This is a genomic window from Pseudomonas sp. FG6 (genome assembly GCF_057809015.1).
Genome location: NZ_JBMDJD010000021.1, coordinates 66,595 through 88,407 on the forward strand (window position 1 = coordinate 66,595; position 21,813 = coordinate 88,407).

General features: G+C 63.3%; 16 protein-coding genes and 3 pseudogenes. 4 read left to right on the forward strand and 15 right to left on the reverse strand.

Going from position 1 to position 21,813, the window contains the following annotated elements; all coding sequences use genetic code 11:
- The first annotated feature begins 223 nt into the window (after positions 1-223).
- Positions 224-1,465, forward strand: a complete 1,242-nt coding sequence (gene mhpT, locus ACODSJ_RS15500; protein ID WP_489102560.1) for a 3-(3-hydroxy-phenyl)propionate transporter MhpT — start codon at positions 224-226, stop codon at positions 1,463-1,465.
- Between the two features lie 189 nt (positions 1,466-1,654).
- On the opposite strand, the gene ACODSJ_RS15505 is transcribed toward mhpT, so the two are convergent.
- The 3 genes from ACODSJ_RS15505 to ACODSJ_RS15515 all read right to left on the reverse strand — a co-directional run bounded on the left by ACODSJ_RS15505 (position 1,655) and on the right by ACODSJ_RS15515 (position 4,993).
- Positions 1,655-2,602: a SphA family protein gene (locus ACODSJ_RS15505; RefSeq protein WP_489102561.1), complete on the reverse strand. Its 948-nt coding sequence runs from the start codon at positions 2,600-2,602 to the stop codon at positions 1,655-1,657.
- A 77-nt stretch (positions 2,603-2,679) separates the two neighbouring features.
- A complete protein-coding gene (locus ACODSJ_RS15510; protein WP_489102562.1) occupies positions 2,680-3,447 on the reverse strand; it encodes a coniferyl-alcohol dehydrogenase in 768 nt (255 codons plus the stop codon).
- 73 nt (positions 3,448-3,520) lie between these two features.
- A complete protein-coding gene (locus ACODSJ_RS15515) occupies positions 3,521-4,993 on the reverse strand; it encodes a benzaldehyde dehydrogenase (RefSeq protein WP_489102563.1) in 1,473 nt (490 codons plus the stop codon).
- Between the two features lie 455 nt (positions 4,994-5,448).
- Between ACODSJ_RS15515 and ACODSJ_RS15520 the strand changes: the two are divergent.
- A pseudogene (locus tag ACODSJ_RS15520) lies at positions 5,449-6,543 on the forward strand (sigma 54-interacting transcriptional regulator); the annotation flags it as partial.
- Here the strand turns inward: ACODSJ_RS15520 and ACODSJ_RS15525 are convergent.
- Positions 6,445-6,675, reverse strand: a pseudogene (locus ACODSJ_RS15525) (hypothetical protein); the annotation flags it as partial. The pseudogenes ACODSJ_RS15520 and ACODSJ_RS15525 sit on opposite strands and share 99 nt — an antisense overlap.
- Between ACODSJ_RS15525 and ACODSJ_RS15530 the strand changes: the two are divergent.
- Positions 6,568-7,053, forward strand: a pseudogene (locus ACODSJ_RS15530) (AAA-type ATPase lid domain-containing protein); the annotation flags it as partial. The pseudogenes ACODSJ_RS15525 and ACODSJ_RS15530 overlap by 108 nt on opposite strands.
- 379 nt (positions 7,054-7,432) lie before the next feature.
- A complete protein-coding gene (locus tag ACODSJ_RS15535; RefSeq protein ID WP_489102564.1) occupies positions 7,433-8,284 on the forward strand; it encodes a CAP domain-containing protein in 852 nt (283 codons plus the stop codon).
- 106 nt (positions 8,285-8,390) lie between these two features.
- On the opposite strand, the gene mqo is transcribed toward ACODSJ_RS15535, so the two are convergent.
- The 11 genes from mqo to pedF all read right to left on the reverse strand — a co-directional run bounded on the left by mqo (position 8,391) and on the right by pedF (position 21,758).
- On the reverse strand, positions 8,391-10,034 hold the full coding sequence (gene mqo / locus ACODSJ_RS15540; RefSeq protein ID WP_489102565.1) for a malate dehydrogenase (quinone): 1,644 nt from the start codon (positions 10,032-10,034) through the stop codon (positions 8,391-8,393).
- Positions 10,035-10,429: 395 nt separating this feature from the next.
- Complete coding sequence (locus ACODSJ_RS15545) at positions 10,430-11,635, reverse strand: acetyltransferase domain-containing protein (RefSeq protein ID WP_489102566.1); 1,206 nt, start codon at positions 11,633-11,635, stop codon at positions 10,430-10,432.
- A 218-nt stretch (positions 11,636-11,853) separates the two neighbouring features.
- A complete protein-coding gene (locus ACODSJ_RS15550; RefSeq protein WP_489102567.1) occupies positions 11,854-13,224 on the reverse strand; it encodes an ATP-binding response regulator in 1,371 nt (456 codons plus the stop codon).
- Entirely contained in the window at positions 13,208-14,365 is a 1,158-nt protein-coding gene (ercA, locus tag ACODSJ_RS15555) for an alcohol dehydrogenase-like regulatory protein ErcA (RefSeq protein WP_489102582.1), read from the reverse strand. Before ercA ends, ACODSJ_RS15550 begins: the two co-directional genes overlap by 17 nt.
- 133 nt (positions 14,366-14,498) lie before the next feature.
- Positions 14,499-14,570, reverse strand: coding sequence for a pyrroloquinoline quinone precursor peptide PqqA (pqqA, locus tag ACODSJ_RS15560; RefSeq protein WP_003243383.1), 72 nt, complete (start codon positions 14,568-14,570; stop codon positions 14,499-14,501).
- A gap of 255 nt (positions 14,571-14,825) precedes the next feature.
- Positions 14,826-16,346 (reverse strand): acetaldehyde dehydrogenase ExaC, encoded by a 1,521-nt coding sequence (gene exaC, locus ACODSJ_RS15565; RefSeq protein ID WP_489102568.1) that lies wholly within the window; start codon positions 16,344-16,346, stop codon positions 14,826-14,828.
- 274 nt (positions 16,347-16,620) lie between these two features.
- Positions 16,621-18,396, reverse strand: a complete 1,776-nt coding sequence (locus tag ACODSJ_RS15570) for a PQQ-dependent methanol/ethanol family dehydrogenase (protein WP_489102569.1) — start codon at positions 18,394-18,396, stop codon at positions 16,621-16,623.
- Between the two features lie 286 nt (positions 18,397-18,682).
- On the reverse strand, positions 18,683-19,621 hold the full coding sequence (locus ACODSJ_RS15575; protein ID WP_489102570.1) for a quinoprotein relay system zinc metallohydrolase 1: 939 nt from the start codon (positions 19,619-19,621) through the stop codon (positions 18,683-18,685).
- 16 nt (positions 19,622-19,637) lie between these two features.
- Positions 19,638-20,405: a quinoprotein dehydrogenase-associated SoxYZ-like carrier gene (locus ACODSJ_RS15580; protein WP_489102571.1), complete on the reverse strand. Its 768-nt coding sequence runs from the start codon at positions 20,403-20,405 to the stop codon at positions 19,638-19,640.
- Between the two features lie 10 nt (positions 20,406-20,415).
- Positions 20,416-21,291, reverse strand: coding sequence for a substrate-binding periplasmic protein (locus ACODSJ_RS15585; RefSeq protein WP_489102572.1), 876 nt, complete (start codon positions 21,289-21,291; stop codon positions 20,416-20,418).
- Positions 21,292-21,296: 5 nt separating this feature from the next.
- Positions 21,297-21,758: a cytochrome c-550 PedF gene (pedF, locus tag ACODSJ_RS15590; RefSeq protein ID WP_489102573.1), complete on the reverse strand. Its 462-nt coding sequence runs from the start codon at positions 21,756-21,758 to the stop codon at positions 21,297-21,299.
- Positions 21,759-21,813 lie beyond the last annotated feature (55 nt).

The window sequence follows — 21,813 nt, forward strand, 5'->3', positions numbered from 1 at the left end:
GCTTCGTCAATCCAGAATGACCGATAATCGAACATTAATATCATTAACCAATTTGCCGTTCACTGCGGTCGGCTGCCGCAACCCCATGATTTTCCTGTCGATTCAGGTGATTACCGCCTCCCCATCCCCGTCCTTCATTTTTTAGTTAGCTTTGTTAATCTTAAAAACACCTACCGGTTCCCTCCGAGTCGGTGCCCTTACAAAAACAATAAGAGGATTTGCCATGAATCGTCCGGCGCGTCGTGCGACGCTGACCATTGCCTTGTGTTTCATCGTTGCGTTGATCGAAGGGTTCGACCTGCAGTCAGCCGGTACCGCGGCGGCAGGCCTGCGGCAGACGTTTGCCCTGGACCCGAAGATGATGGGCTGGGTGTTCAGCGCCGGAATCATCGGCCTGCTGCCGGGTGCGTTCTTCGGGGGGTGGATCGCTGATCGCATCGGCCGCAAGAAAATCCTCGTCGGCGCCGTGCTGGTGTTTGGTCTGTTTTCCCTGAGCACCGCGTGGGTCGGGCAGTTTTCCAGCCTGCTCTGGGTGCGGTTCATGACCGGCCTGGGACTGGGCGCAGCCCTGCCCAACCTGATCGCCTTGTGTGCCGAAGCCGTGGGCGAAGAACGACGTGGCACGGCCATCAGCGTGATGTATGCCGGAGTACCGCTGGGTGGCGCACTGGCGGCAGTGGTGGCGATGTTGTTTGGCGAGCACTGGCAGATGACGTTCTTCATTGGCGGGCTGGCCCCGTTGCTGGTGGTGCCGCTGATGCTGCTGTGGCTGCCGGAGTCCAGCGCGTTTCGCCAGGTACAGGACGCCACCGGCCAAGGGCGCCATTCCACCGGCCAGGCGTTGTTCGGCGAAGGTCGCAGCCGCACCACCCTCGCCCTCTGGCTGGGCTACTTCTTCACCCTGACGGTGATGTACATGTTGCTCAACTGGCTACCGTCGTTGCTGCTGGAACAAGGTTTCAGCAAGCCCCAGGCAGGCCTGGTACAAATGCTGTTCAACATCGGCGGCACCCTCGGTTCGTTGTTGGGCGGCCTGTTGCTGGACCGCTGCAACGGCATCAAGGTGGTGCTGTTTGTCTACGCCGGATTGCTGAGCGCGCTGGCCGGCGTGGGGTTGTCGGTCGGCATCGTACCGATGGGCATCGCCGGGTTCGCGGCCGGTTTGTTCGTCATGGCCGCGCAACTGGTCCTCTACGCCCTGGCGCCGCCCTCCTACCCCACGGCCGTCCGTGCAACCGGCGTGGGTGCAGCGGTGGCGATCGGACGCCTGGGCTCGGTGGCCGGCCCCCTGGCAGCGGGACAAATCCTCGCCGCCGGGGCGGGAACCACAGGCGTGCTGCTGGCCACATCGCCCGGGCTGCTGATCGCAGCGGTGGCGGCGATTAGCGTGATGGTCCGGACGGTGCCGATGAGGACAGGTGCTGTGCAAGCAAGACCTGCCTCGATCAATGCCAATCAGCACTGACACCCACCCCCTGTGCCCTGTGTCCTGTTCCCTGTGGCGAGGGAGCTTGCTCCCGCTCGACTGCACAGCAGTCGTAAAACCAGGCAATGCGGTTTTCCTGAAACAATGCAGGGGCCTGCTTCGCAGGCCAGCGGGAGCAAGCTCCCTCGCCACAGGGATGGGGGTCGTTCCTACACGGAGCCCCAGGACTTAGAACTGATGCAACCAGTTCAACACCAGCTTGTTACCCTCGGTGCGGTTCTCGGCGTCCTGTTCGAAGTAGGCATTGACCGACAACACGTCCTCCTTGCGAAACACGTAGTTGAACCCCGGTCCGATGGCCCAGACTTTCTCCCGCCGCCCGCTGACGTCATGCCCGTCGACCTGGGTGTCGGTGAATTGCTTGAGCCAGTAGCCATTGAGGCCTGCGCTCAGCCGGTCGGTCAGCGCGTATTGCAGCGTCAGGTTGGCGTGCAGGGCTTGGCCGGCCTGGGTGTTGGAGACATCGCCGAAGCTGGCCGAGGGGTCGTCGTTCTTGCCGTTCCACAGATACATGAAGCGCCCGCTGGCCGACCATTTCGGCGTGAACCAGTAAGTGGCGGCGTAATACGGGTTGAACGACCAGAAGTTGCTGCCCGGGTTGATCGAGCGACGAGGGTTGTAGGCGCCGACCGGCACCGACACATCCACCTCGACCCGCTGGGTCAGCAACGGGCTGCCATCGGCCCGCGTCAACGTGGGCAGTTGCAGGAAGGCACCCACCACCAGGTCGCCAAAACCGGCGCGAGAACTCAAGGCGGCGTTGTCCAGCCCGTCGTCCACCTCCACGTGGGCCAGGGACGTGTTGATCAGCGTGAAGCCCGGCATCGCACCGTTGGCCCGAGGTTGGCCCACGTAGATGATCTGGGTGGTCGGTGCAAACACCTCGACGGTTTGCTTGGGCAACGGCAGTTTATCGCCGTGGGCATCGTTGAATCGATTGGCCTTGGAGTACGTGAAGTACTCCTCCAAGTACCAGCCGGGGCCGGCCGGCGCAGGTGAACCGTCATAGAAACTGGTACTGCCCAGGTTGAGACCCGGCAAGTCGTACGCATGAACGAGGGGCGACAGCGCGGCCAGAATCGGGGCAGCAGCCGTCCGCAAGATAGGCTTGAGCATCTTGTAAGTCCTGTATTTTTTGTTGTTATCGCAGGCCCGGCCTCGCACGCACGAGGCCGGGTTACATCAACGCGTCGCTACACGTAGGTCGCCGCCAACCCGCCATCCACCGGCAGATTGATGCCGTTGACCCAGCGCGCGGCATCGCTGCAAAGGAAGGCGATGACCGCCGCCACCTCATCGGCCAGGGCCGGACGCTTCATGCGATGGCTGTCCTGGGCGACCCGTTCCTCGCCGAGCATGCTGACAAAGTCCCCGAGGATCGGTGTGAACACCGGCCCCGGCGCCACGCAGTTGACGCGCACCGAATGCTCGGCAAACCACTGTTGCGACTTCTGGAACGTCCAGACGATCAACGCTTCCTTGAAGTACTGGTAACAGGTGGCCTGCTCCACGGGGTGGGCGGCAAGCCACTGCTCCCCTGCCTCGTAGGTCGGGGTCGCGGCGAGGGCCTTGTGCAGCGCCAGGCGCTCCGGCCACTGGGCCCCGAGGATCGAGGCGACGTTGACTATGCTGCCACCCGGTGCCATGCGCGGCAGCAAGGACTCGGTGAAATGACGCAGGCCCAGGTAATTGACCTTCGCCACCGTTTGCACCGGTGCGGTCCCCGGCACGCCGGCCACGTTGCACAGTCCGTCGATCCGCAGGGGCAGGCGCGCCACCAGGGCCGCGATGCGGTCCGGATCGCCCAGGTCAGCCTGGAAGAAACCGTCCACGGTCAATTGGTGTTCATGGCGGTCGATCCCGATCACCCGGGCGCCCTGGAAACGCGCCAGGCGTGCCAGCTCCGCGCCGATCCCGGAAGCCACGCCCGTGACGACCAGGGTTTTGTTGTGCAGGTTCATGTTCAAGCCCTCTTATTGTTGTATAGGCAAGTCGCTGGATCAGCTTCAGAACGGATTCTTCAGAATGGATGCCTCAAAATGGATAGATCGGCGCCGTGTTTTTCACCGTGACCCATTGCCATTGGGTGTACTCGTCCCAGTCTGCCGGGCCGCCGACGCTGCCGCCGTTGCCCGAGGCGCCGCGCCCGCCGAACGGGTTGACGCACTCATCGGCGACTGTCTGGTCGTTGATGTGCAGCATGCCGCATTGCAGCCGTTCGCCGATGGCCATCGCCCGGCCCACCGAGGGCGAAATGATCGCGGCCGACAAACCGTATTCGGTGCGGTTGGCCAACTCGATGGCCTCTTCATCGCTGGCGAAACTGACCACGGTCGCCACAGGGCCGAAGACCTCCTCGTCGAAAGCGCGCATGCCCGGCTTCACGCCACTGAGCACGGTCGGTTGATAGAACAACCGGTCGTATTCGCCACCGGTTTCCAGCCGGGCCCCGGCGCGCAGGGTGTCGATGACAATGTCATGGGCCCGCTGCAACTGCCGCTGATTGATCAACGGGCCCAGCGCCGCTTCGCCCTGGGCAGCGTTGCCGACGGTCAAGGCCCGGGCCTTTTCCACCAGTCTGGCGGTCAGTGCCTTGGCGATGGATTCATGGACGAGGATCAACCCGGTGGCCATGCAAATCTGCCCCTGGTGCAGCCAGGCACCCCAGGCTGCGTTACGGGCCGCGAGGTCGAGGTCGGCGTCTTCAAGAATGATCAGCGGGTTCTTGCCGCCCAACTCCAGCGCGACCTTCTTCAGGTTGCGCCCGGCCACTTCAGCGACCTTGCGCCCGGCACCGGTCGAACCGGTAAAGGCGATCATGCGCACGTTCGGGTCTCGGCACAGCGCCTCACCGGCCTCTGCGGCGCCGGGCAATACTTGCAGCACGCCCTTGGGCAACCCCGCCGCCTCGAACAACCGGGCGATGAGGAAACCGCCGCTCACCGGGGTCTGCGGGTCCGGCTTGAGCACCACTGCGTTGCCGGCCGCCAAGGCCGGTGCCACGGAGCGCATGGACAACACCAGGGGAAAGTTGAACGGCGAAATCACGCCGACCACGCCATGGGGCTGGCGCCGCGCATAGGACAGGCGCCCGGCCTCGCTGGGCAGCACCAGCCCGTGGCCCTGGGACAGCATGCCCGCGGCCTGATGCAACAGCACGATGGCTTCGCGCACCTCATGCTGCCCCTTGAAAAAAGCGGCACCAGTCTCCCTGGCGACGTACAGCGCCAGTTCGTCGAAAGCGTGTTCGGCGACGTCGGCGGCCTTGCGAAAGATCGCCGCACGTTGCCGCGGCCCCAGCGCCGCCCACGCCGGCTGCACCAGGGCGGCGTCGCGGCTGGCCTTGGCGATATCAGCCGCGTCCGCCGTGGCGCTGCGCATCAACCGCTCACCGGTGGCCGGCTCGACAATCGTTTGCAGCGAGCCCGAGGCAGGCACCCAGTCACCGTTGAAAATACATTCCGACTCGATCACCTGGGACAGCAGGTGGCTTTTGGATGCAGACATTGAACACTCCCGGCTCTAGTTGTTGTCATCGTTTGCCGCCCCCAGCGGGTGCCGACGCAAACGCCGTGCAAGGGCCTGAGCAAGCGCTGTGCCGGTTTCGAGCGCAGGTTTGGATAAACCCGCTGCAAGGGCTCTGGATCAAGGTTGCGCCGCTGGTACGGCACGCATGGGGCCGCGGCCGGCAAGGTTGTTGGCCAGCCAGCGCTTGTTCAATTGATAAAGTTATGCTTAATAACTATCTCGCCAGATGCTCATTTCGATCACCCGCCACCAGGGGCATAACAATGAATAATCCCCACTGCCCGTTGCCGGATCACCGGATTGCCACCGAGCATTTCCATCCGCGGGGCGACAGTAACGAACTGACCGACAGCAGTTCGCCCACACCCGCCGAACTCACCGACTGCCTGTTTTTCTCCCCGGACGATGGCCGCATCTGGCTCAACGACCAGCGCATGCTGTTGCTGCACAGCTCCTCCTTCGGCGCGTTACGCCGGGAAATCATCGAACGCCAGGGGCTGGAACAGGCGCGGGGTATGCTCACCCGCACCGGCTATGCCTCCGGCGCCCGGGACGCGCGGCTGATCCGCGAGCGCTGGCCCCAGGCCGATGCCGCAGCGGTGTTTCGCGCCGGCACGCACTTGCATACCCTCGAAGGCATGACCAAGGTCGAGCCACTGCATTTCAAGTTCGACGCCGATTCGGGGTTCTATGACGGGGAGTTCCTGTGGCATCACTCCTGCGAGGCCGACGAACATGTCGCGGCTTATGGCACGGGGCAGGATCCGGTGTGCTGGACGGAGCTGGGCTACGCCATCGGCTTCGTCAGCGGGTTGTTCGGGCAACTGGTGATTTTCCGCGAAGTGGAATGCCGGGGCATGGGCCATGAGCGTTGCCGGGTCATCGGCAAGACCGCCGAGCAATGGGGTGACATCGAGCAGGACCTGAATTACCTCAACGCCTCCCAGCCGACCGTCGTGGCCCGTTCCGACACGCGCCCTGCGAGCGTTGCCGGAACCGTCCCGCTGCCTGACAGCGAACAGCCGCTGATCGGTGCCAGCGCGGCCTTCAACGCCGCGACCCAAGCCCTGCAACGGGTCGCCTTGACCCCGGCCACGGTACTGGTCAGCGGCGAATCCGGCGTCGGCAAGGAGCTGTTCGCCCGTCAGTTGCACCAATTGAGTCACCGCCGCGAAGGGCCGTTCATTGCCCTTAACTGCGCAGCCATCCCGGACAACCTGATCGAAGCCGAGCTGTTCGGTGTCGAACGCGGCGCCTACACCGGGGCGACGCATTCACGCCCCGGACGCTTCGAACGGGCGCAGGGAGGCACGCTGTTTCTCGATGAGATCACCTGCCTGAGCCTCGCCGGCCAAGGTAAATTGCTGCGGGCCCTGCAAGAGCGGGAAATCGAACGGATCGGCGGCGTGCACGGCATCAAGGTCGATGTACGCGTGGTGGCGGCCACCAACATCGACCTGCGCCAGGCCGTGGCGGACGGCGAGTTTCGCGAAGACCTGTTCTATCGCCTCAACGTCTACCCCATCGCCCTGCCTTCGCTGCGCGAGCGGCGTGACGACATACCGTTGCTGATCAACGCGTTCCTCAAGCGCTTTTGCCGGGAATACGGCCGCACGCCAATGGGACTGACCATGCGCGCCTTGAAGGTCCTGCTGCGCTATGACTTCCCGGGCAACGTGCGCGAATTGCAGAACCTCATCGAGCGCGGCCTGATCGCCAGCGAAGAAGGCCAGGCGATTGACCTGTCCCACCTGTTTCGCAATGAGCAACTGCCGGTGGATGGGTATGGCGTCGACCTCCACGGCGCGCTCTCGCCGATGGACCTGGTCACCCAGCAGACCGCGCACAAACCGGCGCTACTCCAGTCCCTCAGCCAGTTGGACGCAGAGTTCTCCATCGACGGCCTGGAATCACGGCTGATCAACGAAGCCTTGCAATTGAGCAGCGGCAACCTGGCGGCAGCCGCCCGCTCCCTGGGGCTGAGCCGTGCCCAGTTCGCCTATCGTTTGAAAAAACACCGGCGTAGTAACCGGGACTGAACACAGAAAAATATGAAAACCAATGCTGTGCCCTGGGATGAATCTGTGGCGAGGGGATTTATCCCCGCTGGGCCGCGAAGCGGCCCCTAAGCCTGCCATCTGGGTATGCCAGGTTGCTCGCATTCAGCCTTTTGGGTCTGCTTCGCAGCCCAGCGGGGATAAATCCCCTCGCCACAGGGCGCATGCAACCCCGCATTTTCATGGTCTTGTCACGACGCCAACGGACTTATTCGCCCAAAAATGAATCCCACTCCTTGAGGAGTGTCCCAAACGGTACCTAACGGTGCCGTCCAAGGGATTTCAAAAGAGCGTGAATACCATTGCCCCAGCGGGGCAAAAATTGCGCATCATAGGCGCCGTCCGCTCAAGGGAGATTTACATGCGTGCCATTTCATCCGCCATGCGTCTTGTCGTGCTGTCGCTCGGGCTGGCCTTCGCCGCCGGGGCGGTGGCCACCGAAGAGACGCAGTTGGTCGAGTCCATCAACCTTTACCGCAGCCAATCCCAGAGCTGCGCCGGCCAAGCCTCGCTGGAGTTGCCGCCGTTGGCCATGGATTCGCGGCTGATCCTGTCGGCCAATGGCATCGGCGACTTACAACAGGCGCTGGCACGGGCTTCCTACCCGATGGTCAACGTACAGGCCATCAGCCTGTCCGGGCCACGGGACGCCCAGGCCGCGATGAAGGCGGTGCAAGAGAGCTTCTGCCAAGTGGTGCTGGACCCGCAGTTTGTCGACATCGGCGTCAGCCGCCTGGATCGCGAATGGCGCATCGTGCTGGCGCGCCCACTGTTGTCGGCACGCCTGGGGGACTGGCAAGCCGAGGGCCAGAAGCTGCTCAAGTTGATCAACAGCGCCCGCGCCCAACCCCGCCGCTGCGGCACCGAAGCCTTCGCGGCGACCACGCCGCTGAGCTGGAATGCCACCCTGGCGCTGGCCGCCGTGACCCACACCCGCTCGATGGCCAACAATAATTTTTTCGACCACAAGGACCGTGACAGCCGCATGCCCGGCGACCGTGCCGAGCTGGCCGGCTACCTGGGTCAGTTGATCGGCGAGAACATCGCCGCCGGACAAGACACCGCGCTCAAGGTCGTGGACGGCTGGCTGGCAAGCCCGGGGCACTGCGCCAACCTGATGAACCCGCAGTTCCGCGAACTGGGTGCCGGTTATGCAGTGGACCCGAAAAGCGATGCGGGGATTTATTGGACGGCAATGTTCGGGACTCAATAATCGCCGCTCCCACAAGGAGTGTTGGTATTCACCAAGACTGACAGGCAATAAAAAACGCCGCTCAACCGAGCGGCGTTTTTTTGTACCTCACCTGACAACGTCCGGTTTACAGCGCCATGTCAGCCGCTGGATTGGCTGCTGGGGCCGCAGCCGGTTTGGCCGGTGCTGCTGGGGTGCCAGGCTTGCCGATCACCGGCGGCGGGTCCAGTTGCAGGACGTCGCTGGTGTAGGCCCATTCCTGGGCTACACGCTCAGGGCTGTCGTTAAGCTTGGTGCCGTAGCTCGGAACGATCTGGTGCAGTTTTTCCTGCCAGGCCGGGGTGGCCACCTTGTCCTTGAAGACCTTCTCGAGCACGCTCAGCATGATCGGTGCAGCGGTCGAGGCACCTGGCGAGGCACCCAGCAGGCCGGCGATGCTGCCGTCCTGGGACGCGACCACCTCGGTGCCGAGTTTCAGTACACCGCCCTTCTCTTCGTCACGCTTGATGATCTGCACGCGCTGGCCGGCCTGCCACAGGCGCCAGTCTTCCTGCTTGGCCTGGGGGAAGTATTCCTTCAGGGCGTTGAAGCGATCTTCATCCGACAGCATCAACTGGCCCGCCAGGTATTCGACCAGTGGGTACTGCTCGATGCCAACCTTGGTCATTGGCCACACGTTGTGGGTGGTAGTGGTGGTCAGCAGGTCGAAGTACGAACCGTTCTTCAGGAACTTGGTGGAGAACGTTGCGAATGGGCCAAACAGGATCACGCGCTTGCCGTCGAGCACACGGGTGTCCAGGTGCGGAACGGACATCGGCGGTGCGCCCACCGAAGCCTTGCCGTAGGCCTTCGCCAGGTGCAGTTGGGCCACGGTTGGGTTCTCGGTGACCAGGAACGAGCCACCCACCGGGAAGCCTGCGTATTCACGCGCTTCCGGGATGTCGGCCTTCTGCAGCAGGTGCAAGGCACCACCGCCCGCGCCGATGAACACGAACTTGGCGTCGGTCTCGGTTTCGGTACCGTCCTTGAGGTTCTTGTACGAAACGCGCCAGCTGCCGTCCGCATTGCGGGTGATTTCTTCCACTTCGCTGGACAGCTTGAGGGAGAAGTTCGGCTTGGTTTGCAGGTAGGCAGCGAACTGACGCGTGATTTCGCCGAAGTTCACGTCGGTGCCCAACGGGCTCCAAGTGGCGGCGACTTTCTGGTTCGGGTCACGCCCTTGCATCATCAGCGGCACCCACTTGCTGATCTGCGCGGGGTCTTCGGAATACTGCATGCCGGCGAACAGCGGGCTGGCCTGAAGGGCTTCGTAGCGCTTCTTCAGGAACGCGATGTTCTCGTCGCCCCACAGGAAACTCATGTGCGGCGTGGAGTTGATGAACGAGCGCGGATTCTTCAGCACGCCGTTCTTGACCTGCCAGGACCAGAACTGGCGGGAGATCTGGAAGGCTTCGTTGATTTCGATGGCCTTGGCGATCTCGACCTTGCCGTTCTTGTCTTCCGGCGTGTAGTTCAGCTCGGCCAGCGCGGAGTGGCCGGTACCGGCATTGTTCCAGCCGTTGGAACTCTCTTCGGCAACACCGTCCAGGCGCTCGACCATTTCCATGGTCCAGCCCGGCTCCAGCTCATTGAGCCAGACGCCGAGTGTCGAGCTCATGATGCCCCCACCGATGAGCAGGACGTCCACTTTTTTTGGCTCGGCGGCGTGCGTGGTCGCAAGACCCATCGCCATCGCCAGGCCCAGTAGCGCCGTGTGTGTTTTCTTCAACATGTGTGTATCCCTAGGATAGAACGCCATTCCGTCCGCCTGTCCGATCCAGGGTAGACCGCGCCCAATGGCCGGCAACGCCAGCGCGACTGGTTTGAATAGGACTGGAGGATGGACCTACAGGACCGAGTAATTGTCGGCCTCAGATTTATGTCTCTCCGGCGCTGACTTCTTGTAGGTCTTGGCTTCAGCTGAGTGAGGGACACTGCGAAACGGTTGTTGTCGGGCCCGGCACGGCCGTGCCCGATTGTCGCAGCCCGGGGAGTTTACATAATGAAATATCCAGACCGAAGCCTCTTTTTACATTCCAGGCGAAAACGCCGACCAACTGACGGCATTTTAATGGCTCTGGTGGGCCGGTTTCAGCCGATCAGAGCCCTCCATCCAGAGCCCTTCGCTCAAAAGTACTTGAGCAACGCAATATCCCGCCGACGTTGCTTGAGCCCGGCAAACCAGCGGGTCGGGAAAAACAGCACCCCCCCCAGCAGTACGCTCCACAACCAGACCATGGGCAACTGCTCGAAGCCGAAATACGCACCCTGGTTGGTGCCCCAGAGAGCGACGGCCATCAGGTACAACGCCTTGAGCACATACAGGTGCAGCAGGTAGAAAAACATCGGCGCCCCGCCGTAGATCGCCAGCAACGCGATGCCCGCGCGCTCCTGGGCTTTCTCGAAGCACGCCAGCAGGATCAGCCCCAGGCCCAGGGTCGGCATCAGGAACATCAGCGACGGCGGGTACTTTGTCGCGCTCAGGAAGCTCATGACGGTGCGCAACGCATCGCCGGTCTGCACCCAGGGCTTTTCACCGTAAACGTTCAGGTAGCGAATGAACACGAACGCCACCAGCAAGCCGACACCCACGGTGTACAGCCGCCGCACGCGCACGGTGGGCTCGACGTCTTTGCCGAACCACGGCCCGATGGCCCAGCCCAGCAGGATCACGCCGATCCATGGCAGCACCGGATAGGTGGTGCGGGCACGGGTAAACTCGGTGATGTCGATGAACACCCGCTGGTGCAGGATCGACCACGGCACGAAGAAGGGAGAATCCGGTCCCAGCACCACACCATCCAACAGGTTGTGCCCGGCGACGATGGCCACGCCGAGGGCGACCAGCCAACGCCGCTCAAAGTGCAGCAGCGCAGCCAGGACGATCATGCAGATGCCGATGCACCAGATCACCTGTAGCCACAAGGTCTTGGGCGGGAACTCGGCGTTCCAGGCGAAGCAGACGAAGGTGAGCTCCAGGAAAACCAGGAACAGACCGCGCTTGAGCAGGAACAGCGACGTCTGGCCGGCGGTGTGTTTCTGGCTGTAGAGCCAGGCCGACAACCCAGTGAGGAAGATGAATACCGGGGCGCAGAGCGTGCTAAGCAAACGGGTGAAGTACAAATCCGGGCTGACGTTCAAGGCATCGATCGGATCGCTGACCTGACGGTGCAGCAGGAACGTTTCGCGGACGTGGTCAACCAGCATCAACAACATGACGAAGCCCCGTAGCGCATCGATGGCGAGCATGCGCACGTGGGTTTTGGCGGTGCTGATGGCAAGTGCGGGCGCGATGACACCGGGCGGGGTCGTCGCGCTGGAGAAAAGGCTCATTGGCAATACTCGGATGGAAAGATCGTTGGTCCGTGCAAGGCTGGAAATGAGAATTCCTGCCAAACGAAAGCGGATAACGTAACACAAAATAATCCGCACGAGCAGCCGAACGACATCCCTGGACAGCACGAAACCCTGTGGCGAGGGAGCTTGCTTCCTCGCCACAGGTTTGTGCTGCTTTGGCGGATGAATTTCAGTGACGGGTCACAGGTCTTGCGCTACCCAAGCAACTGACTCAACACCGCCCGCAACTTGCCCGGCTTGACCGGTTTGTTGAGCAATGGCGCACCCAGTTTGCGCAGGGCGCGGCGGCATTGGTCGCTGCGGTCGGCGGTGATGATCACCGCGGGGATCGTCTCGTGGAAATGCTCGCGCAGGTGCTTGACCACGTCGCAGCCGACCACGCCATGGTCCAGGTGGAAATCCGCCAGGATCAGCTCCGGCGCACGACCTTGCAGCACATCGAGGGCGGCGGCCTCGTCGGTGGCGGTCAGCACCTCGCAACCCCACTGCCCCAGCAGCGCGGCCATGCTCTGCAGGATGCTCAACTCGTTGTCGATCACCAGCAACCGCCGTCCCGGCAGCGGATTGCCGGCGACCGCCTGAGCGGGAACCTGCGAGACCGGCAACGGTTTCTCGCTGGACAGCGGCACCTCGATACTGAACACCGAACCCCGTCCGGGCCGGGAGCGTACCTGGACCCGGTGGCCGAGGATGTGGGCAATGCGTTCGACGATCGCCAACCCCAGGCCCACGCCTTTGCGGTCGGCCGCGCGCCCGACGTCCAGTTGATTGAATTCAAGGAAAATCGACTCCAGGCAATCGGCCGCGATGCCACGCCCGGTGTCCCAGACTTCCAGGCTCAGGCGCCCTCCCCGGCGCCGCGCGGCCAGCAGAATGCCGCCCTGGTCGGTGTAGCGGCAGGCATTGCTGAGCAAGTTGCGCAGGATACGGGTGATCAGCCGCAAGTCGGTGACGATCGCTTCGTCGACAAAATGCACCCGCAGCTCCAGGCCTGCGGCGCCGGCCACCGATTGAAACTCCGAGACCAGCGGCGCCAGCAACTCATCCAGGCGATACGCTGCCGGGTCGGGCCTGACGGCGGCCTGGTCGAGCCGGGAAATGTCCAGCAGGTCGGTGAGCAGGTCTTCCGCGCCCTCCAGGGCCAGGTGGGTGCGCTCCACCAGCACGTGTTCGGCCGCGGGCAGTTGGCGCTCACGCAACGTGGCGATCAACAGGCGTGCGGCATTGAGCGGTTGCAGCAGGTCATGGCTGGCCGCCGCGAGGTACTTGTCCTTGCTGCGGTTGGCAGCCTGGGCGGCGTCCCGGGCATCACGCAGCTGTCGCTCCACCAATTCACGCTGGGCAATCTGCTGTTGCAGGTTGTGGTTGGCCACCAGCAACGCGTCGGTGCGCTCGGCCACCCGCTGCTCCAGTTCGTCGTTGAGCTGTTGCAGGCGCTGCCGGGCCTGTTCCAGTTCGTCGAGGCGCGCCGCCAGCTCAGGATAATGGCTCTTGCGCGTCGAATGATTGCCCAGTCCCAACAACCCGGCGAGGGCCTTTTGCTGCTCGTCAGAGGGCTTCGCCATAGACGACCTCGACATCCCGCTGGCTCGACTCCCGAGGGTTGGTGAGGATGCACGGATCGTGCATCGCATGGTGCGACAGGAACGGAATGTCCGACGTGCTCACGCCGTGCAGCCCCAGGGTCTCGTGGAAACCGATGGTGCGCTTGAGGGCGATCAGGTGCTCCACCAACCGGGTACGGATCTGCTGATGATTGAGCCCACGGCAATCGATGCCCAGCGTCTCGGCTATCACCTTGAAACGTTCTGGCGCGGAGGTGTAGTTGAACGCCACCACATGCTCCACCAGCACCGCGTTACACAGCCCATGGGGCAGGTCCAGGAATCCGCCCAGGCTGTGGGACATGGCGTGCACCGCGCCGAGGATGGCGTTGGAGAACGCCAATCCGGCCTGCATGCTGCCGAGCATGATCTTTTCCCGCAGGGCGACGTCCGCCGGGTTGGCGATCATTTGCACCAGGTTGTTGTTGATCAGGCGCATCGCCTCCAGCGCATGGGGATCGGTCAACGGGCCGTGACCGGTGGAAACGAACGCCTCGATGGCATGCACCAGTGCGTCGATGCCGGTACAGGCCGACAGGAACGGGTCCATGCTCAGGGTCGTTTCCGGGTCGATCAGCGAGACGTCCGGCACTGCCGCCTTGCTGACGATGGAGAACTTCATGCGCTCCTGCTGGTTGGAGATGATCACGAATTGCGACACATCGGCCGAGGTGCCCGCCGTCGTGGGAATCAGGATCAGCGGCGGGCTGGGCACATGCAGCGTATCGACGCCTTCGAACTCGAGGATGTTGCGTCCATGGGCGACGACGATGCCGATGCCCTTGCCGCAGTCCATCGGGCTGCCGCCGCCGACCGCGACGATCACGTCGCAATGATTTTCCCGGTACAGCTCGGCACCGAGCATCACTTCTTCGACGCGGGGGTTGGGCGAGACGGCGCTGTAGACGCAATAGTCGATGCCCAGGGCCTGGAGGCTGGCTTCGACATCCGCCACCCAACCGGCGGCGATCACGCCGGGATCGGTAACGATCAATACCTTGCGTGCGCCAAACGTCTTGGCGTAGTTGCCAACGTTGTGCCGGCAACCGGCACCAAACATGATTTCCGGAGAAACGAACTTGCGCAGCGGGCTGAGGCTCATCTTTTCAGGGGCGTGGCTCATCGGTAAGCCTGTTTTTTATTGTAGGAGGATAGCCTGAGCCTAAAGCATCCCGCCGCGATTGCAATCAGACCAATGGGTAGCCCGGCCTGAACGCGTCAGGCCGGGGCTGCACTCATCGGTTGGCGAAGTACATCGTCACTTCAAAGCCAATACGCAGGTCGGTGTAAGCGGGTTTAGTCCACATGGGTCTTTCCTCTTCTTGTACCGGGCGATTCCGGCAAGGTCATTAATGCACGGGGCACCCGGGGTTCGAATGCTACTTTCGAAGCGGTGGGTGGGGTGCGTTGGTACTAACGATGCGGATTGAGAATTGTGGGAGCAAGGCTTGCCCGCGATGCAGGCGACTCGGTCAACCGGACAGACCGAGTCGCCTGCATCGCGAGCAAGCTGTGCTCCCACATAGGCCCAGTTGTATATCAGGCTTCGCGGTGTTGCTGGGTTAGAAGAACCCCAACGGATTGATGTCGTAGCTCACCAGCAGGTTCTTGGTCTGCTGGTAGTGGTCGAGCATCATCTTGTGGGTTTCACGACCCACACCCGACTTCTTGTAGCCACCGAACGCGGCATGCGCCGGGTACAGGTGGTAGCAGTTGGTCCACACGCGACCGGCCTTGATCGCCCGGCCCATGCGGTAGGCGCGGTTGATGTCGCGGGTCCAGAGACCGGCGCCGAGGCCGAACTCGGTGTCGTTGGCGATGGCCAGGGCTTCGGCTTCGTCCTTGAAGGTGGTCACGCCCACCACTGGACCGAAGATCTCCTCCTGGAACACGCGCATCTTGTTGTGGCCCTTGAGCAGGGTCGGCTGGATGTAATAGCCGCTCGACAGGTCACCCTCGAGCCGTTCGGCCGCGCCGCCGGTGAGCAGTTCGGCGCCCTCTTCCTGGGCAATGGTGAGGTAGGAAAGGATCTTGTCGTATTGCTGCTCGGACGCCTGGGCGCCGACCATGGTCTCGGTGTCCAGCGGGTTGCCACGCTTGATCTTGACGATCTTCTTCATGACCTCGGCCATGAACGGCGCGTAGATCGATTCCTGGACCAGCGCCCGGGAGGGGCAGGTGCAGACCTCGCCCTGGTTGAAGAACGCCAGCACCAGGCCTTCGGCGGCTTTCTCGATGAACGCCGGCTCGGCCTGCATGATGTCTTCGAAGAAGATGTTCGGCGACTTGCCGCCCAGTTCCACGGTGGACGGGATGATGTTCTCGGCGGCGCACTTCATGATGTGCGAACCGATCGGGGTGGAGCCGGTGAAGGCGATTTTGGCGATACGCTTGCTGGTGGCCAGGGCCTCACCGGCTTCGCGACCGAAACCATGGACGATGTTCAACACGCCCGGTGGCAGCAGGTCGGCGATCAGCTCGGCCAGGACCATGATCGACAGCGGCGTCTGTTCCGCCGGCTTGAGCACGACGCAGTTGCCGGCGGCCAGGGCCGGGGCGAGTTTCCAGGCCGCCATCAGCAGCGGGAAGTTCCACGGGATGATCTGCCCGACCACGCCCAGCGGCTCATGGAAATGGTAGGCGGTGGTCAGTTCGTTGATCTCGGCGGCGCCGCCCTCCTGGGCACGGATGCAACCGGCGAAATAACGGAAATGGTCGGCCGACAGCGGCACATCGGCATTGAGGGTTTCGCGCACGGCCTTGCCGTTGTCCCAGGTCTCGCTGACGGCGAGGATTTCCAGGTTCTGCTCGATGCGGTCGGCGATTTTCAGCAGCACCAGGGAGCGGTCCTGCACGGAGGTCTTGCCCCACGCGTCGGCGGCGGCATGGGCAGCGTCCAGGGCCTTGTCAATGTCGGCGGCGCTGGAGCGCGGGAACTCAGCGATCACCTGGCCGTTGACCGGGGACGTATTGGTGAAGTACTCGCCGTTGACCGGCGCGACGAACTCGCCACCGATAAAGTTGCCGTAACGCGGCTTGAAGGTAACGACGGCGCCTGGGGTTCCGGGTTGTGCATAGATCATGATGGGCCTCTGCCTGGTCGATGCCTGTCATGGGACAGGCGATAGGCCGATGGTAGAGAGCCCCGCTGCCGGGACGAATGCGTCGTTGGCAGTGGGGCTCTCGTTATTTGGTCGTAGGTTTTGCAAAACGGCGACGAATGCTCTTGTGGCGAGGGAGCTTGCTCCCGCTGGAGTGCGGAGCGCTCCCCGCTTCTTGGCCCTGCAAGTCCATCGCAGGGCGACTGCTTCGCAGTCGAGCGGGAGCAAGCTCCCTCGCCACAGGTGAGCGCAGATTTTAGCGCTTGGCCACCAGATCCTTCGGCAACTTGAAGGTCCAGAGCATCCCGCCCTGGTTGAAGTCCTTCACGCGCTTGGCGACTTCGCCGCCCCACAGGGGCACCGCACCGCCCCAACCCGAGACCACGGAGACGTATTGCTCGCCGTCCATTTCCCAGGTGATGGGCGAGCCGAGCACGCCGGAGCCAGTCTGGAATTCCCAGACCTTTTCCCCTGTCTTGGCGTTGAATGCTTGCAGGAAGCCTTCAGGCGTCCCGGTGAACACCAGGTTGCCCTTGGTGGTCAGGACGCCGCCCCACAGCGGCGCGTAGTTCTTGTGACGCCAGACTTCCTTGCCGGTCTTGGGGTCGATGGCCCGCAGCACGCCAATGTAATCCTCGTTCAGCGGTTTGATGGTGAAACCGGCCCCGAGGAACGCCGCGCCCTTCTTGTAGGCGATGCCTTCGTTCCAGATGTCCATGCCCCACTCGTTGGACGGAACGTAGAACAACCCGGTGTCCTGGTTGTAGGCCATGGGCATCCAGTTCTTCGCACCGAGGAAGGCCGGGGCGACGAACACCGAGCTGCCCTTGGCTTCGCTGCCTGGCGCGCCCGGACGGCTGGCCTCGTTGTAGATCGGCCGTCCATCCTTGTCCAGGCCGCTGGCCCAGGTGATCTTGTCGACGAACGGGAAGCCACGGATGAACTTGCCGTTGGTGCGATCGAGCACGTAGAAGAAGCCGTTACGGTCGGCGGTCGCCGCCGCCTTGATGTCCTTGCCGCCTTCCTTGTAGTTGAACGAGATCAGCTCGTTGACACCGTCATAGTCCCAGCCATCGTGGGGGGTGCTCTGGAAGTGCCACTTGATGCTGCCGTCGTCCGGGTTCAGGGCCAGGCGCGAGGAGGAATAGAGGTTGTCACCAGGGCGCAGGTGGGAGTTCCACGGCGCCGGGTTGCCGGTGCCGAACAGCAACAGGTTGGTTTCCGGGTCGTAGTAGCCGCCCAGCCAAGGCGCGGCACCGCCGGTTTTCCAGAGGTCGCCCGGCCAGGTCTTGCCGGCCTCGCCACCGGAAATACCGTTCTCGATGGCCTTGCCATCCTTGTAGACGTAGCCCATGTGGCCTTCCACGGTTGGACGGGTCCACAGCAGATCACCATTTTTCGGGTCGAAGGCGCTGATCTGCCCCACAACGCCGAACTCGCCACCGGCCACGCCCGTGATCAACTTGCCGTTGATCACCAACGGCGCGGCGCTGATGGAGTAGCCTTCCTTGTGGTCCGCGACCTTCTTGCTCCAGACCACTTTGCCGGTGTCCTTGTTCAGGGCCACGAGCTTGGCATCGAGGGTACCGAAGAACACCAGGTCGCCATACAGCGCCACGCCACGGTTGATCACGTCGCAGCAAGGACGGATGTCATCGGGCAGGCGCGCGTCGTACTGCCACAGCTTCTTGCCGGTGCGCGCATCCACCGCGAACACCCGCGAATAGGACCCGGTGAGGTACATCACCCCGTCCTTGATCATCGGCTGGGCCTGCTGGCCGCGCTGCTTCTCGCCGCCGAAGGAAAACGCCCAGACCGGACGCAGGTCCTTGACGTTATCGACGTTGAGGGTATCGAGCGGGCTGTAGCGCTGGCCCTGGACGCCCAGGCCGTTGGTCACGACCTGTTGCGGGTTTTTCGGGTCCTGGAGAATTTCCTGATCGGTCACGGCGGCCAAGGCCGAACCCGACAGCAGCATGGCACTGAGCAGCAGGCTTATGGCGAAGGGTTGGCGACGTGCGGGATGAGTCATGACGGCTACCTCTGCGGTTATTGTTATACCCGGGAAATTTTCCCGGTCTGCCACAGATTCTTGGGCTCGGGGCCGTCGCCAACAATTGCCCGCTGTATTGAGTTATCTAGTTCCTTGGTACATGTGGAGGTCAGCGGACAACCCCTGTGGCGAGGGAGCTTGCTCCCGCTGGGGCGCGCAGCGGCCCTATAAAAAGCCCAATCGAAACCAACCTTAAGGGTGACCGATAAGAGGGGCTGCTGCGCAGCCCAGCGGGAGCAAGCTCCCTCGCCACAGGGACGTGTGATTAGCCAGGGTCATGGGCATCCACCCGCTTCATCCCTACCCGCTCGTAACGCGGATACAGATGGCTGACGCTGCGAATCAACTCATACCGGCTCAGGCTGATGCCGGCGAAGCGCTCGGGGATGGGGCTGCGGATCATCTCGGCCATGTCGTCGCCACGGGCGGCGCCGTCGCGCATCAGTTGGTCGAGCCAGCCCAGGTAATCGCGCATCTGCACGAAGGGCGCGGCGTCGCTGGCCACCGGGCCGTGGCCGGGTACGATCTGTTTCCAGGGCAACGCCTGCAAGGTGTCCAGGTCCTTGAGCCAGACTTCGAGCCCCGGGCTGTTGGGGGTGGTCAGGGCGCGTTCGTAGAACACCAGGTCACCGGCGAACAACACGCCGGTGGTCTCGTCGAGGATCGCCAGGTCAGCCCCGGTGTGCCCGGCCAATTGCAGCAGGCGCAACGCATGATTGCCCACCGTCAGCGTCCCGGCAGCCAGTTCCTGGGTGGGTAGCACCACCTCGGTGCCGCGCATCCAGTCGCCCACCAGGCGGTACATGTTTTCCGCGAGCGCATCGCCCTGTTGGCGCAGCAGCTGCGTGGTGCCCGCCAAGGCGCCGATGGGCACATCGCTGAAGGCCTGGTTACCCAGCACATGGTCGGGATGATGATGGGTCAGCAGCACCTGGATCACCGGTTTGTCGGTCGTTGCCGCGATGGCCTGGCGCAGCGCCTCGCCATAGCGCCTGGACGGCCCGGTGTCGATCACCACCACACCGGCATCGGTGACGATGAACGCCGTATTGACGATGTTGCCGCCATTGGCCTTGGCGAAATTCTCGGTGCTGCCTTCCAGCAGCCAGGTGCCTTCGGCGATCTGCCGGGGCTTGAGCCCATAGTCCGTGTCGGCCCAGGCCGGCCAGTACAAGGCCATGAAGATCAGCAACAACCAGCGCATGGCGCACTCCTTGTGGTCAGGGGATTGCCGCTTCGAAGGCGTTGCCGCTGTTGTCACGCAGCAACAGTCGGGTGCGGCCCGGGCCCTGGAGGTCGAAGCCCAGGTTGGGGTTTTCGCTGACGGCCGGGAACAGCTCCAGGCGCGCCAGTACTTCACCGTCGGCGCCCAGCAATTGCGCTTGGTTGAGGTAGAACTCGGGGATGCCGCTCACCAGACCGTTGTCCATCGGGTGCGCGACCTGCAAACGCAAGCGACTGCTGTCGCCCCGAGGGTAGCGCGCGCCCAATACCTCGCCCAGGTGCTCTTCCCAACCCGCTTGGGTACGCACCACGCTGGGCGCCGTGCAACCGCCGCCCTCCGCGTCGATCAGGGTCGAGCCGACATGCCAGAGGCCGTCGCGGGTCTGCACGGCGGCGCGCAACGGGGTGGCTTGCTCGATGCGGATACGGATCGACAGCCAGGGCAATACACGAGGCCCGGGGTGGAAATCGACGATCCGGGGCAACGGGTTCAACTCGGCCCAGGCCAGTATCCGTACCACATCGCCGGTAAAGGCCCGGGCGTCGATTTCCAGCGGTACCTGGCGCGCGTCTTCGGCAAAAGGCGGCGCCAGCAACCGCACCCGATCGTCGAACACGAACGGCGCATCGCCCAGCAATTGCTTGTGATAGAAGGCCCACATCACCGACGGTACCGGGTCCTTCCCCGGTTCGACCGCCGCGAGCGCCATCATCGGCAGGCTGCACAACAGGCAGCACAACAGGCGCCACTGGGGCCATCTCATCCTTGCGCTCCTATTGATACATCTCGGGCACGTCATAACGCAGGCCGTAATGGGCATAGACATTCTGGACGCTGCCGTCGCGGATCAAGCCTTCCAGGGCCTCTTCCACCGCATAGGCCAGTTGCCGGTTGCTCTCATGCACCGCCATGCCGATTTCCCAACGCCGCTTGCCCATGTTCGGGTAGGCGTTTTCCGCCAGCGCCAGTTGCGGATCGGCGGCCTCGTGCACCTGCCAGTCGACTTCCCCGCGCATGGCCATGACCGCGTCGACCTCGCCCGCTTGCATGGCCTTGAACGCCTGGCTGACACCAGGGTAATGATGGGTCTTGGCGCTGAGCATGCCGTTGAACACCGACGTCAGATAGAACGACGGCACGCTGTCGACTTCCACGCCGATGGGGTGCTGTTGGAACACCGCGACGCTGCCCACCGAATCCAGCCGTCGGCGGTCATAGGCGACCTGCCAGCACTCCTGCTGGTAGGGTCCGAACATCACCACCTGGGCGTTTTCCAGCTCGCCGACGTCGTTGCGTCGTTGCACGTAGTCATGGTCGTAGGGCACGCGCATCATCAGGTCGGCCAGTTGCCGGTCATGCAGCGGACTGCTGCGCCAGATGTAGTCGCGCAGGTCGTCGTCGAGCTTCTCGCCGGGCGGCGCCCAAATCAGTCGCAGGCGCACGCCCAGCGCCTTGGCCAGGGCCTGGGCGAGTTCCACGTCCACGCCACGGGGCTGGCCGTGGTCTTCGAAACTGTAGGGGGCAAAGTCCTTGTACACCGCGACCTTCAGCTCGCCGGCGGCGATCATCTGGTCGTAGCTGCGCACCTGCGCCTGCACCGTTTGGCCCCACAGCAGCACGCTGCACATTACCCAGGCGAACAGGCGCATGGCGATCATTCCTCGACGTGCACACTGTCGAGGTAGGTGCGCACCGCCCACAAGGCTTCCTGGCTCAGGTAGTCGGCCATTTTCGGCATGTAGACCCGACCGTCGCGTACCGCGCCATGGCGCACGCGCTCGACGAACCATTCATCGCCGGCTTCGGCGGCGTCGAGCATGCGCAGGTCCGGGGCGATCCCGCCGGACTTGGCTTCCAAGCCATGGCAGGCCGCACAGTTCTGGTTGTAGGCCGAGGAGCCGATTTCCAAGGCCCGCTCACGCTCCGGCGAAGTGCGATAGGGGTTCACCGAGGCCCAGCCGTCGGCATCGACCGCGACGCCGGCGTCCTTGATCGAGGTCAGCCCCTTGGTCTCCACAGCCTGGGGCACTACGTTGCCATGGGCCCACACGGAACCTGCGCCGGCCAGCCCCATCAGCAATGCAGTGGCGATGATGGCGTTGCGTTTTGTTGTCATTGTTATGCCCTCTGGATTACACGCAAGACCTCTTTACAGAGGCCGTGCCGTCATC